Raw genomic sequence first — 13596 nt, forward strand, 5'->3', positions numbered from 1 at the left:
AAAGCGCGGCGGCACTGTCTCGGTATGGTCGGTCGACAAGCCACTTTGGTGCTTGTCGAGGGCGTTTGCGGGCAGGCATGGCCAGCTGTTGCCAGCGGTCTGTTTTCGGGGCAGGCCCGGCTGAAGCGTGGAAATGGGCACATTCCTTGCTCGTATTCGAAACACGGTTTTATTGAAAATCGTTCCTATCTACCGCATACTTTGACTGCAGTGAACAGTTGTGCACTGCAACGAAATTACCGCAAATCGTGAGGCGAATCAGGCGATGTCCGCAGAAAGGAAATATCCCGCCAACCCCCACCTGGACGACAAGTTCAATTGGGTTGAATTCATACCGTTCGCGCTGTTGCATGTGGCCTTGATCGGCATCTGGTGGACCGGTTTTACTGCCACCTCGATTGCGCTGTGCGTCGGGCTGTATTTTGCGCGCGTGTTCGCCATTACGGCGGGTTATCACCGCTATTTCTCCCATCGTGGCTACAAGACCAGCCGCGTGTTTCAGTTCGTGCTGGCCTTTGTCGGCTCGGCTGCGTTGCAGCGTGGCCCGCTCTGGTGGGCGGCCAAGCACCGCGAGCACCATCGCGATTCGGATATGCCGGCCGATTCGCACTCGCCGCGCCAGTACGGCTTTCTGGATGCCCACGTGGGCTGGGTCTATCGTGAAGCGCGCTCCCATGCCGAGATGGACCTGATCAAGGATTTCTCCAAATATCCGGAAATGCGCTGGATCGAACGGCATCAGTTCCTGCCGGCCATCATCGTCGCCAGCCTGTGCTTTGTCGTGGGCGGCTGGGCCGGTCTGGTGTCGGGCTTCGTGCTCTCGACCGTGCTGGTCTATCACGCCACCTTCACCATCAACTCGCTCAACCATGTCATCGGCAAGCAGCGCTATCTCACCGGCGACGACTCGCGTAACAACTGGTTCCTGGCGCTGCTGACCATGGGCGAGGGTTGGCACAACAACCATCACTATTACCCGTCGGCCGCGCGCAACGGTTTCTTCTGGTGGGAAATCGATACCACCTACTACCTGTTGCTCGGCTTCGAGAAGCTGGGTCTGGTCTGGGATTTGCGTCAGCCGCCCAAGACCATTCTCGCCAACGAGAAGGCGCCCACCCAGAAGATCATCGACAAATGTGCGGTCTATATCGCGGAAGGCTTCTCGGCCGATCGGATCAGCCGCAACATCCGGGCGCGCTGGGAAGGCAGCCATATCCTCGACGATCTGCGTGCCCATGCGCGCGACAAATGGGATTCCGCCGAAGCCTATCTGGCCGAAATCGAGCTACCGGAACTGCCCAGCGTCGAGCAGCTCAAGGCGCGGGCCTATGCGAAGTTCAAGATCCGCCATGAAGGCCTGGATCGTGCGATCGAGCGGGCGCACGAAATGCTGCGCCGATCGGTATCGCATCGCCTGATCGAACAGGCGCGCTCGGAGCCGGCTCCGGCCTGATACCGATTCGCACCGCCTGCTGATTGAAAGCCCGTCCTCGTGACGGGTTTTTTTATGTCTGGCGTGTCACGTTGAGTGGGCGTGTGGGGCGGCTGGGCCGTCGGCTTAAAACCAACGAGCAACTTGATTTTGTATGAAGCTTAGTTGGCTGTACTCAAGCAAGCAGGTTGTCCGCAAATGAACGCGAAGGTGCGTGAATAAGGCGACAGAGCAAGCGCTCGAAGTCCGGATGATCTGATGTTCATGCCACGCTGAGCTTTGTACTTGATCAAGACGGGCAATGGCCGTCATGGCCGGGTTCGACAACGCCGGTCGAATCGACACCGGAGGCTACGTCCGGTGTTGGATTACGCTGCGCTAATCCAACCTGCGCCCGCGTTTGCGTGGGTCGTGAGGGGCGAACCGCCATTCTTCATTTGCGCTTTTGGCGTGTATTGGCGGACTGGCTCTTCAAGGAACGAAGCCGCCGGATGCGGGTATCGACTTATCGGGGCAGGCCCGCTAGTCGAGCTTGTCGCGGTCGGCGGCCTGTTCCTTGTCGGCGGGCGGGTCCTGATCGTCGTTCTTGTCGAGGTGGCCGCCACAGAACTTGCAGTAGTGGGCATCGATTTCGTGGCCGCTGCGTTCACAGTGCGGGCACTGGCGCAGCTGGCGTTCGTTGGCGATCTCGTTGGTGAGTTCGGCGGTGATGATGCCGCCGGTGACCGCCAGCAAGGCATAGCCCAGCATGATGGCGATCCCGGCGATCGCCTGGCCGATGGGCGTGCCGGGCGCGATATCGCCGTAGCCCACGGTGGTGATGGTCACCACGGCCCAGTACATGCTGCGCGGAATGCTGGTAAAGCCGTGGGTCGGGCCTTCGACGACATACATCAGCGCGCCGAGGATGACGGTCACCAGCGCCAGCACGCCCAGAAAGATCTGCATCTTGCGTTGGGCGTGACGCAGCGAGCGGGTGAGTACATTGGCATCGTTGGCATAGCGCACGAGCTTGAGCACGCGGAAGATTCGCATGACCCGGAGTGCGCGTACGGCCACGAAGTAATGCGCCGAGGGTAGCATCAGGGCTAGATACAGCGGCAGTATCGATAACAGGTCGATGATGCCGTAGAAACTGCGGATATAGGCCCAGCGTCGGCGCGCGGCATAGATACGCACGGCGTATTCGATACTGAACAGGCCGGTGAACAGCCATTCCAACGCGTGCAAAATGCCGCCGATGCGTTGTTCGATCGCGGCCACCGATACCAGCATCAGATTGAGCACGCTGGCGACGATGACGATCAGCAGCGCGATATCGAAGGCGCGTCCGGCCGGGGTGGCGGTACCGAAGATGATCTCGCGCACACGGGTGCGCAGATCCGCGGGCTGCGATTCGCTCATGCCGCGATCACGCCGAAGCGCGTCAGTACGTCTGCGTGGTTAGCCGGCGCGACTGCCAGTAATGGCTGCGCCAGTAGATATTATCCAGGCGCGACATGGTCACGCCCTGGCTGGTCGAGGCGTGCATGAAGCGCCCTGCGCCGACATAGATGCCGACATGCCGGCTGGAGTAGCCGGTCTTGAAGAACACCAGATCGCCCGGCGAGAGATCGCCCGCGCTGATCGGCTGGCCCAGCCGGGCCTGGGCGCTGGTGGTACGCGGCAGGTTCAGCGATTCCAGTTCGCTCATCGTGCGCGCCACGAACGCGGAACAATCGATGCCGTTGCGGTCGATGCCGCCATAGCGATAGGGCACGCCGCGCCACTGGTGATAATAGTCGTAGAGGGCATCCACCATCGCGCCGTGATCGGGATATCGGCTCTTGTCGATGCCCGAATAGCCAGCGCTACCCCGGTAGCTCGGTTGGCTCGCACAGCCGCCGATCAGTACCGCCACGATCAGCATCAGCAGCCATTGCGGGTACACGCGCCCGCGTTGTTGCGACATAATCGCCTGCGCCATTCCTTCGTGCCTGTATTTGCCCGTGTTCATCAATTCCCTTATCGGCGCCCCGGCCGGCCCGCTTAAGATAGACAAATGAACCGCAACAGGGAAACAGGCGATGCGGCGCCGGGCCCGCAGACTGTTGCGGCGGTCGATCTGGGCTCCAACAGTTTTCACATGATCGTGGTCCGCGATGATGGCGGCAAGTTGCATGTGGTCGATCGGCTCAAGGAGTCGGTGCGCCTGGCCGGCGGGCTGAGCGCCGATCGGCGGCTCGACCCGGATGCCGCCGCACGTGCGCTGGCCTGCCTGGAGCGTTTCGGGCAACGCCTGCAAGGTATTCCGGCGGGCCATGTACGTGCGGTGGGCACCAATACGCTGCGCCGTGCGCGCGATTCCGATGCGTTTCTGGCCGAAGCCAGCGCCGCACTCGGTCATCCGGTGGAAGTGATTTACGGCGCCGAAGAGGCACGTCTGATCTATGGCGGCGTGATTCAGGATCTGGGCACGGACCACCCTCGGCGGCTGGTAATCGATATCGGCGGCGGCTCCACGGAAGTGATCGTGGGCGAGTTGGCGCGCCCGTTACTGGTCGAAAGCCTGTCGCTGGGCGCGGTCGTGCAGATGCAGCGGTTTTTCGGCAACGGCAAGATCAGCCGCAAGGCCTGGCAAGCCGCGGTCACCGATGCGCGGTTGACCGTCGAGCCCATCGCACGCGCCTATCGCAAGGCGGGTTGGGATCTGGCCATCGGCGCGTCGGGCAGTGTGAAGTCGATTCTGCGGGCCGCCGGCGCCAAAAAGACCGACGAAACCATTACCCCAGCCGATCTCAAGACGCTGGCGCGGGCACTGCTCAAGGCCGGCAAGGTCGACAAGCTGGATCTGCCCGGCGTATCCGATGAGCGGCGCGCGATCTTTCCCGGCGGGCTGGCGGTACTCACCGGCCTGTTCGAAAGCTTGGGTATCGAGGCGATGCGGGTCTCCGACAAGGCTCTGCGCGAAGGCGTGGTTGCCGACCTGCTCGGGCGTTTGCACGACCACGATGCCCGCGAGGACGGCGTGCTCGCGGCCAGTCAGCGCTATGACGTCGACCACGCCCAGGCCGAGCGGGTGGCCGCGACAGCTATCGCCCTGCTGGGCGACTACGACGACGAACGCGCCACCGGCATGGCACCCCGGCTGCTGCGCTGGGCGGCATTGTTGCACGAAATCGGGCTGGCCATTTCCCACAAGGGCTATCACAAGCACGGCGAATACATTCTGCGGAATGCCGATCTGCAGGGGTTTTCGCGTACCGACCAGGCCGTGCTGGCCACGCTCGTGCGCCTGCATCGCGGGCGTTTTCGGGCCGATCTGGTGGATGCGCTACCCGCGGACTGGCGCGCGCTGGCCTATCGGTTGGCGCTGGTGTTGCGTCTGGCGGTGATTCTGCACCGCGGTCGCGATCCGGATATCGTGCCACCGGCCTGGCTGGCGGTCGAAAAGAACGCGCTGAGTCTGCACTGCGATGCCGACTGGCTGGACGAGCGTCCGCTCACCCAGGCCGATCTGGCCCGTGAGTCGGAACTGCTCGCCCGCGCCGATATCACCCTGCATACCGTCGCCGACGACTCGTAAGGGTCAGCGCAGCCGCGATAAACCGCGCGAGCACGACATCGTGCTCGCGGCGGTCGATCTGTCAGGGCTGCCCTAGTTGGCGTTGTATTCGCGGGTGGCCGCGAAGGTGATGTCCGGCCAGCGTTCCTCGGTGAGCTGGAGTTTGACCCGGGTGGGCGCCAGATATACCAGCGCGCCGCCGTGGTCTTCGGCCACGCCATCGTCCATACGGTCGCGAAAGCGCCGGATCTCGCGCTCGTCGCCATAGATCCAGCGTGCGGTATGCACGTTGATGGGCTCGAAGGTGGCTTTTACGCCGTATTCGTTCTTGAGCCGTTCGGCCACCACGTCGAACTGCAGTACGCCCACCGCGCCCAGAATCACGTCGTTGTTGTTGATCGGGCGAAACACCTGGGTCGCGCCTTCTTCACAGAGCTAGTCGAGGCCCTTGTGCAACGCCTTGGCCTTGAGCGGGTCGCGCAACACCACGCGCTGGAACAGCTCCGGGGCGAAGTTGGGGATGCCGGTGAACTGCAGATCCTCGCCCTGTGAGAAGCAGTCGCCGATGGCGATCGTGCCGTGGTTGTGGATGCCGATGATATCGCCCGGCCAGGCGGTTTCCGCAGCCTCGCGGCGATTGGCCATGAAGGTGATGGCGTCGTTGACGCGAATCTCCTTGCCGGCGCGCAGGTGCTGCATCTTCATGCCTTTTTCATAGTGCCCGGAGCACACGCGCATGAAGGCGATCCGGTCGCGATGCTGCGGGTCCATATTCGCCTGGATCTTGAATACGAAGCCGGACAGGCCGTCCTCGGCGGGGGCTACCTCGCGCGAGGTGGTTTCGCGTGGCTGCGGCGCCGGCGCCCATTCCACGAAGGAATCCAGCAGCGGGCGGATGCCGAAGTTGTTGACTGCCGAGCCGAAGAATACCGGGGTGAGTTCGCCGGCCAGATACATGTCCAGATCGAAGCCGTCGCCGGCCTCGCGGACCAGTTCGATCTCTTCGAGCAGATCGTCGTAGAAGATGCCGGCGATTTCCTTGAGACGCGGATCGTCGAGGCCGTCGAGGGTGATCGTCTTGCCGCCGGCCTCGTTGTCGGTGCCTTCGTAGAGATGCACCTTGTCTTCGAGCAGGTGATAGACGCCCTTGAACTGGCTGCCCATGCCAATGGGCCAAGTGATCGGCGCACAGGCGATGCCGAGCACTTCTTCGACCTCGTCGAGCACTTCCAGCGGCGGGCGGCCCTCGCGGTCCATCTTGTTGATGAAGGTGAAAATCGGCGTGGTACGCAGCCGACAGACCTCCATGAGCTTGATCGTACGCGGCTCGACGCCCTTGGCGATGTCGATGACCATGAGCGCGCTGTCGACCGCGGTGAGCGTGCGATAGGTGTCTTCGGAGAAGTCCTCGTGGCCCGGGGTGTCGAGCAGATTGACGATGCGTTCGTTATAGGGAAACTGCATCACCGAGGTGGTCACCGAAATACCGCGCGACTGCTCCATCGCCATCCAGTCGGAGGTGGCATGACGCGATGCCTTGCGGCCCTTGACCGTACCGGCGAGCTGGATGGCACCGCCGAACAGCAGCAGCTTTTCGGTGAGTGTGGTCTTGCCCGCGTCGGGGTGCGAGATGATGGCAAAGGTCCGACGCTTGGTCGCTTCGCGCGCGGTCGGCGTGTTGTCGAGGGCGGGTGACGCGCTCATCGGTGGCTCCCGGTCACTATAAAAGGCTGTATGGATTGGCAAAAATATGTGTATAGTGCAACGCTATTCATAGTACTAAGAAATGCAATTATGAATAGCGATGTGCATTGCCTATAATTCGTTTCGAAGCCGGCGGGGCGCAATACCTCGCCGCTCTTCGCAGAATCGGTGTTCCCCCTTCACCGGTTTTTGCGCCAACGCAGCGTCTATCCTACCCGAGCGATGACGTTGTGATGGTGGCGTCGCTTCCCCCCGAGCGGCGCCGCTCTTCAAGGCCCGGATCGGCTGCCCTCCCGATTCGGGCCTTTCTTTTGTCTGGCGTCAGGCGCTGGTCCGTCCGCCGGCGCTCGGGTCGCGACGGATCCGCAGGCATACCGTAACGATATACAGACACAAAAACACCGCGAACATCAGTTCCTTGACTTCGCCGGCCTCGATATCGAAAGGAAACGGCACGTCGCCCAGCGTGGATTCGAGCAGCTTTTCCGGCACCGAGGCCAAGGGCGCGAGCAGGCCGATCGCCACGCAGTCGAAGCCCGGCATGACCCAGTAGCCGAACGTGCCACGCGCATAAAAGCGCCCGCGCAGGCGCCGCGCAATCGGCAGAATCGCGCCGCCAATGAGCATGGCCGCGCCCAGCAAGTTACGCGGTAGCTGATCGAGCAGCGAGCCGGCCACCGAATTCGAATTGTGCAGGTTGGTTTCGCCCTGGTTGTTGAGCGATCGCCACTGTTCGGGCGTGCTCCAGCCGAACCAGTGCTGGCCCCAGCTGGCTTCTTCGCCCCCGAAATACAGACAGCCCAGGCTGAACAGGGCAAAAAACACCGTCAGCGCACGATCGCCGCGGCGAAAGGCCCAGACCGTCACCGACACGCCGCCGATAAAGGCAAGCGCGAGGGTTGCCACGGTACCGATTTCGGTCAGTCCCGATTCGTGGCGCAGCCAGGCGTCGTAGACCGGCTCGCTGAGCGGCGCGCGGGCCATAAAATGGGCCAGATAAAGGCCCAGGGGCACGCCAAGCCAGGCCCAGCGGGGCAGCACGGCATCGGTCGATCGGATGGTCATGTCGGCAACAACGGTTTGTAAGGGCCGGCGGGCGGCCCCGAATCAACGGATGGCGAATGGTGTGGGCGCATCCGATGATTCGATGGATTGGGCATCGATATGGTCCACTTTCGCCGCGGACGGGCCGTCGGCGAGCCAGTGGGCCAGGGCATCGAGCGCTTCGTCGTTTCCAGCCGCCTGTACTTCGACCCGGCCGTCGGTCAGGTTGCGAACCCAGCCGCCCAGGCCGAGTTCGTTGGCGCGTTCGCGCGTGGCGGCTCTAAAGCCCACGCCCTGCACGCGGCCGCTTACAAGGAATTGACGTGCGTTGTTCATGGCGATGTCCTAATGCGTCATTATATAGCTTCCATATTTATTTGGCGCGCTTCGAATCATGTTCAACCGCATCCGCCGGCGCGTGCGTCGTTTGATCGAACCGAACCACGCCGTGGCCGCTTCACCGCGCGATACCACCGTGCAATTGCGTCTACCCAACCCCTACGGCGGCGCGCCCTGGCTGACCGCGACCGTGGCGATCAGCCGTACGCCGCGTGGTCAGGGCCAGTCGCTTCGTCTGCGCGCCCATGTCGATGGGGCGCTGCGCCTGCCGGGCGCGGGTGCCGAACGTCAGCGTCTGGTGCTCGATAGCGACGACCGCGGCGGGTTGATCCGCTATTCACGCAACGCAGCCGCCGCGCTCGCGCGCGGCGTGGTAGAGCGCTTGCCTGCACAGCCGCTGGAACAGCTTGCAACGCGCCGCTGGCGCACCTGGCTGGATGTGCAATTGAGCACCTCGCCGCTCGATGGTGGCGCGCAGGCGCTCATGCCCGAACCGTTACGCGGCATCTACGGGGGCGGTTTGCCGCGTAGTGGCACCGGTGAGCCGCGTATCGGCGTCTGGTCGGGGCCGGCTGGGGGTAGCGCCGGCGGTATGGCCCAGCTGGTACTGCTTCAGCTCGACGAACACGATCTCGGGCGCGCTAAAGGCGAAGGTGAGCGTTCTGCGTTCAATCTCAACGCCAGTATCGCGCAGGTGGTCGAGCCGTTGACCGGGGGCGAATCACAGGACTGAACACCGCCGGCGAATTGACTCGCGCGCGGTTTTACAAGAGCATAGCGCTGCGCCGGGCTCCATGGCGCAGGCTGTTTTCGGGAGATTTCGATGATTCAAAGTTGGCGTAAGGCCCTTGCGGTCTTGGTTTGTTGCGCCTTCGTGTATGGCCCTGCGTTCGCCCAGGCCGAGGGCGGCGATACGGCCGGCGACGCGGCGGCCGGCAAGGAACGCTTCTACACCTGCGAGGGTTGTCACGGCATTCCCGATTACAACAATGCCTATCCGACCTATCACGTGCCCAAGCTGGCTGGTCAGCATGCTGCCTATATCGAATCCGCGCTCAAGGCCTATCGCAGCGGCGCGCGCAAGCATTCGACCATGCATGCCCAGGCGTCGAGCCTGAGCGATCAGGACATCAAGGACATTGCGGCATACCTGTCGCAGTTGCAGCGCTAAGCACGGGGGCATAGAACGATGAAACATACGGTTTCACGCGGGTTGATCTGTCTGGCGCTGTGCGTTTTTGCAGTCAGCGGCTTCGCCGAAGAAAACCAGGGCGGCGACAAGCCGGCCGGTAACGACTGGGTATCGCAGACCACCCAGACCTGTGCCAGCTGTCATGGCAAGAATGGCGTGTCGCAGACCGCGAACTTCCCGGTGCTCGCCGGGCAGTATCAGGACTATCTGCTGCACAGCCTGAAAGCCTATCGCGATGGCGACCGCCAGAACGCGATCATGGGCGGCCAGGTCCAGGGCATGACCGACGCCCAGCTCAAGGCGCTGGCGCGTTATTACAGCCAGCAGGACAGCCCGCTGCATACGCCCATGGCGGACTGAACGACACTATCGGGCGCCGTGGCGCTCTTTGCGGGGGAATAGTCGATGTCGAATTTCGCGATCTACATGATTGGTATCGTCATTGTGGCCGGTGCGCTGGCTTACGGTGCCTATGCCTTGAGCGTGCCCCCGGTCTGGATCGGTGTGGGCGCGGCGGTGATCCTGGGCTTCGGGCTCATGGGCGCAGTCAAGAAAACCCGCGGGCCTTCCAACGGGCCGCGGCGCTAGTACATCCGTCGGCGGCTGCGCGTCGCCCGGCCGGGCGCTAAAGAAGCGCCCCATCACGGCCGCCGAAGGCCGGATTACGCCTCTGTATTGAATCCCAGCCGCGCCAGCAAGCCGTCGAATTCGTCGAGATCGTGAAAAGCGATCCGTAATTCGCCGCGCCGCCGCTCGGCGTCGTAGTCGATGGCGACCGCGTTGCCGACATGCTCGGCCAGCCGGGTTTCCAGCTCTCGCATCGTGTTATCCGGACCCGTGGCGTCGCGGGTGGGCGCCGCCTGGGTGGCCGCACGGCGTGCGGCCTGTTCGAGCTGGCGTACGCTCATGTGCTTTTTGGCCGCGTCGCGCGCGAGCGCAATCTGTTGCGCCTCGCTCAGCCCGGCCAGGATCTTGGCGTGTCCCAGGTTGAGTTCGCCGGCTTCGATATGACGCTGGACCGGAGCCGCGAGCTGGCGCAGGCGTAGATAATTGGTCACGTAGACCCGCGACTTTCCGATCTGGCGGGCGACGGCGTCGTGGGTGAGGCCGTGTTCGTCGCACAGGCGTGCCAGGCCATGGGCCGTATCCATCACACCCAGCGATTCACGCTGTAGATTCTCGATCAGCCCCAGCACCGCAGCCTGGGTGGCATCCAGATCGTTGCGCACGATCGCCGGCAGTTCGGTCAGGCCCGCGCGTTGGGCCGCACGCCAGCGGCGCTCCCCGGCCAGCAGCTGATAGCCCGACGCATGGTCGCCGCATACCACCACCGGCTGGATCACCCCGGCGCTGGCGATCGAGGTGGCGAGTTCGTCGATACGCTCGGATTCGAATGCCGTACGCGCCTGGCTCGTGCCGGGCCGGATCAGCTCGATACTGATTGATACCACGCGACGGGCGTGGCTTTCGGCGGCGGGGGAAAAATCGGTCATCGAAGCAGGCCTGAAACAGGCTCGGCACGGCTGATCTGCGTGCTAAGCTCAAAGCGTTGGCGCCAGTGTAAGACCAAAGACGCGTCGTTGATAAAGCGTCTGTTCGTGCGAGGAGTAAACATGCGCACCCGGCAATTTCTTAAACCGCGGACCGTGGGCCGCGATGTCGACCAGTTGGTCGATGCCTTGCCGAAACATAATATCGGCACCCAGGGCTACGATCCGTGGGGGCTCAACCCCGATACCGCCAAGATTACGTTCACGGCGGTGCGGTGGCTGTATCAGAACTATTTCCGCGTACAGGCGCAGGGGCTGGAGCATATCCCCGGGGAAGGGCGCCTGTTGATCGTAGGTAACCACAGCGGTCAATTGCCCATGGATGGCGTGATGGTGAGTTTCGCCGTCGCCAACAAGTCGGAAAATGCCCGTTTGCCCCGTTCCATGATCGAGCGCTGGTTTCCTTCCGTACCGTTTCTGGGCAACTGGATGAACTCGGTGGGCGGGGTCATCGGCGACCCCAAGAACTGCGGCAAGATGCTCGAGCGCGAAGAGTCGATTGTGGTTTTTCCGGAAGGCATTCGGGGTTCCGGCAAGCCGTATCGGCTGCGCTATCAGCTGCAGCGCTTCGGCCATGGTTTCATGCATTTGGCTATGGAGCACAACGCCCCGATCGTGCCCGTGGGCGTGGTCGGCTGTGAGGAAACCATGCCGTCGCTGGTCAATATCAAGCCGCTGGCGCGCATGCTGGGGATGCCGTATTTCCCGCTCGCACCGCTGGTGCCGTTGCCCGCGCGCGTGTTCCTCAATTTCGGCAAGCCGATGCATTTTGCCAACGATGCGCGCAACGAGCGCGATGTCGAATGGCGCGTTGAAGAGGTCAAGGACGCTATCCGCGATCTCATCGACACGGGTATTGCTCAGCGCAAGAGTATTTTCTGATGAGTCAGCCGAACGAGCGCAAGCGCAAGACAGCGTCCGAGAACGAACAGGCCAGCACAGAAGAGGATAACGATACGAAGTCCGCTCCGCGTCGCAAGACACCGGCTCGACGTCAGTCAGCACCTGCAGCGACCAAGAGCAAGAAAGCGGCATCGGGCATTGGTAGCAGCACGCGCGGCAAGATATTGGTGACCGGCGCAGCGGGCGCGCTGGCCCAGCATGTGATTGCGCTGCTCAAGGAGAACTACGACGTGATCGGCGTCGAGTTTCGCGGCTTGCAGACGGATTATCCGGATACCGTCGATTACGTTGTGGACTTCAACCAATGGCCCTTCGAGGACGTGTTCCGCGAGCACGGCTTCATGGGAATCATTCATCTGGGGCGGATTCGATTCACCCAGTCGACGCGCAATCGGCGCTATTCGGCCAATGTGGTGGGTACCGCACGGCTACTGCGGCTGGCATTGAAATACGGCGTGGAAAAGGTCGTCGCCATGTCCACTTTCCACGTCTACGGTGCGGATGCGCGCAACCCGTCGCTTATCGACGAGGAATATCCGATGCGTGCGGCCAACCTCATGCCGGAAGTGGTCGACGCCGTCGAGCTCGAAAATTTGTTCAATATTCATCTTTACAAGAATCCTGAGCTCAACATCACGATCCTGCGGCCGTGCAATATCGCGGGCCCGGGTATCAACAACGAGATCAGTCGGATGCTGGCGCAGCCGGTCGTGCCATGTCTGTTCGGTTTCTCGCCGTTAATGCAGTTCATTCATGTAGAGGATATGGCCGATGCCGTGGTGCGGTCATTCGAGCGTAACCATCCAGGCGTATATAATGTTGCCCCTGACGACTATGTGGCCTATCAGGATGCGCTGCAGCTGGCCGGCTGTCGCCGGCTGTTTCTGCCCTCCGTGCCGCCGGCGCTGGCGCGCCGATCGGTCCGGGCGCTGGGGCGTTATGCGCCACCGGATTATCTGATCGATTTCTTCAAATACGCGGTGATCATCGACGGCGGGCTGTTCGCACGCACCTTCGATTTCACCCCGCAACATTCACTGGCCGATCTGCTGGGCCATTATCGCGCCCATAAATGAGCGCGCTGCTGGCTTCGCTTCGAGGTATTACATGACGACACGCTTGCCGCAACGGCTGACTCTCCTGTCGGGGCTGCTCGGTCTTTTCGCGCTGGGTGGCTGCGTGCACAGTCCGCCCTCCGATCCCTGGGATCCGATCGAGCCGGTTAACCGCGCGGTCTACAAGTTCAACGATACCGCCGATCGCTACGTGCTCCAGCCGGTGGCGCGTGGCTACGACAAGATCACCCCCGATCGGGTCCAGACCAGCGTTGGCAACTTCTTCGCCAATCTCGACGAGCCGGTCAACATGGCCAATAGCGCCTTGCAGCTCAAGTGGGGGCCGTTCAATACCTCGCTGGGCCGCTTCATGGTCAATACCACGGCTGGCGTCGGCGGGCTGTTCGATGTCGCCAGTGCGGTTGGCGTCGACAAGGTCGACGAGGATTTCGGCCAGACGCTGGGTTACTGGGGCCTCGGCCAGGGGCCGTATCTGGTGCTGCCGTTCCTGGGCCCGAGCAGCGGCCGCGATGTGTTCGGCCGGGTGGGCGACCAGTTCGTCTATCCGCTCAACTATGTGGATGAGGACTACGACTACGTGGTCTGGAGCCTGCGTGCGCTGGATCTGATCAACCTGCGTGCGAGCCTGCTCGGTTTCGAGGAAACGCTCGAGCAGCAGTTCGATCCCTATGCCTTCATGCGTGGCTACTATCTCGAAAACCGTCTCAAGGCGGTTTACGATGGCGACGTGCCGGCCGATCGGTTGTATCAGGACGACGGCGCGGACGACGAAGACGCTGGCTAGCGCGGGCCGTAGATGTCGGCAGGCTCGA

14 protein-coding genes and 1 pseudogene are annotated in these 13596 nt (G+C 62.5%); 9 read left to right on the plus strand and 6 right to left on the minus strand.

Translation table 11 applies throughout. The features are described from left to right. Positions 1-265 precede the first annotated feature (265 nt). Complete coding sequence (locus S4A8_RS08115) at positions 266-1453, plus strand: acyl-CoA desaturase (protein ID WP_353175471.1); 1188 nt, start codon at positions 266-268, stop codon at positions 1451-1453. A 501-nt stretch (positions 1454-1954) separates the two neighbouring features. On the opposite strand, the gene S4A8_RS08120 is transcribed toward S4A8_RS08115, so the two are convergent. Beyond that, positions 1955-2836, minus strand: coding sequence for an ion transporter (locus tag S4A8_RS08120; protein WP_353175469.1), 882 nt, complete (start codon positions 2834-2836; stop codon positions 1955-1957). A gap of 22 nt (positions 2837-2858) precedes the next feature. Beyond that, positions 2859-3398, minus strand: coding sequence for an NlpC/P60 family protein (locus S4A8_RS08125; protein WP_353175467.1), 540 nt, complete (start codon positions 3396-3398; stop codon positions 2859-2861). Between the two features lie 75 nt (positions 3399-3473). Here S4A8_RS08125 and S4A8_RS08130 point away from each other — a divergent pair, with 75 nt between their 5' ends. Further along, positions 3474-4997, plus strand: coding sequence for a Ppx/GppA phosphatase family protein (locus S4A8_RS08130; RefSeq protein ID WP_353219770.1), 1524 nt, complete (start codon positions 3474-3476; stop codon positions 4995-4997). A 72-nt stretch (positions 4998-5069) separates the two neighbouring features. Here S4A8_RS08130 and S4A8_RS08135 read toward each other — a convergent pair. From S4A8_RS08135 to S4A8_RS08145, 3 genes and pseudogenes are all read right to left on the minus strand, one after another. Next, a pseudogene (locus S4A8_RS08135) lies at positions 5070-6680 on the minus strand (peptide chain release factor 3). Positions 6681-7001: 321 nt separating this feature from the next. After that, positions 7002-7745 (minus strand): hypothetical protein, encoded by a 744-nt coding sequence (locus S4A8_RS08140; protein WP_353219771.1) that lies wholly within the window; start codon positions 7743-7745, stop codon positions 7002-7004. Between the two features lie 42 nt (positions 7746-7787). Next, complete coding sequence (locus S4A8_RS08145) at positions 7788-8060, minus strand: acylphosphatase (RefSeq protein WP_353219772.1); 273 nt, start codon at positions 8058-8060, stop codon at positions 7788-7790. Positions 8061-8172: 112 nt separating this feature from the next. Between S4A8_RS08145 and S4A8_RS08150 the strand changes: the two genes are divergently transcribed. The 4 genes from S4A8_RS08150 to S4A8_RS08165 all read left to right on the plus strand — a co-directional run bounded on the left by S4A8_RS08150 (position 8173) and on the right by S4A8_RS08165 (position 9843). Continuing rightward, positions 8173-8796 carry a hypothetical protein gene (locus S4A8_RS08150; protein WP_353219773.1) on the plus strand — a complete coding sequence of 208 codons (624 nt, stop codon included), beginning with the start codon at positions 8173-8175 and terminating at the stop codon, positions 8794-8796. Positions 8797-8886: 90 nt separating this feature from the next. Then, positions 8887-9234 carry a c-type cytochrome gene (locus S4A8_RS08155; RefSeq protein WP_353175457.1) on the plus strand — a complete coding sequence of 116 codons (348 nt, stop codon included), beginning with the start codon at positions 8887-8889 and terminating at the stop codon, positions 9232-9234. An 18-nt stretch (positions 9235-9252) separates the two neighbouring features. Continuing rightward, the gene (locus tag S4A8_RS08160) at positions 9253-9615 is read left to right on the plus strand and encodes a c-type cytochrome (RefSeq protein ID WP_353175455.1); all 363 of its coding nucleotides are present in this window, start codon (positions 9253-9255) and stop codon (positions 9613-9615) included. Between the two features lie 45 nt (positions 9616-9660). Next, complete coding sequence (locus tag S4A8_RS08165) at positions 9661-9843, plus strand: hypothetical protein (protein ID WP_006914063.1); 183 nt, start codon at positions 9661-9663, stop codon at positions 9841-9843. A gap of 74 nt (positions 9844-9917) precedes the next feature. Here the strand turns inward: S4A8_RS08165 and S4A8_RS08170 are convergent, their stop codons facing one another. Beyond that, on the minus strand, positions 9918-10748 hold the full coding sequence (locus tag S4A8_RS08170) for a ParB/RepB/Spo0J family partition protein (RefSeq protein WP_006914062.1): 831 nt from the start codon (positions 10746-10748) through the stop codon (positions 9918-9920). Between the two features lie 120 nt (positions 10749-10868). Here S4A8_RS08170 and S4A8_RS08175 point away from each other — a divergent pair, with 120 nt between their 5' ends. The 3 genes from S4A8_RS08175 to S4A8_RS08185 are packed head-to-tail and all read left to right on the plus strand — an operon-like array spanning position 10869 to position 13568. Further along, positions 10869-11687 carry a lysophospholipid acyltransferase family protein gene (locus tag S4A8_RS08175; protein WP_006914061.1) on the plus strand — a complete coding sequence of 273 codons (819 nt, stop codon included), beginning with the start codon at positions 10869-10871 and terminating at the stop codon, positions 11685-11687. Further along, on the plus strand, positions 11687-12784 hold the full coding sequence (locus tag S4A8_RS08180) for an NAD-dependent epimerase/dehydratase family protein (protein ID WP_006914060.1): 1098 nt from the start codon (positions 11687-11689) through the stop codon (positions 12782-12784). Before S4A8_RS08175 ends, S4A8_RS08180 begins: the two co-directional genes overlap by 1 nt. Before the next feature lie 31 nt (positions 12785-12815). After that, positions 12816-13568 carry an MlaA family lipoprotein gene (locus S4A8_RS08185; protein ID WP_006914059.1) on the plus strand — a complete coding sequence of 251 codons (753 nt, stop codon included), beginning with the start codon at positions 12816-12818 and terminating at the stop codon, positions 13566-13568. The last annotated feature ends 28 nt before the right edge of the window (positions 13569-13596 follow it).

The organism is Salinisphaera sp. S4-8, from assembly GCF_040361235.1.
Lineage (GTDB): Bacteria > Pseudomonadota > Gammaproteobacteria > Nevskiales > Salinisphaeraceae > Salinisphaera.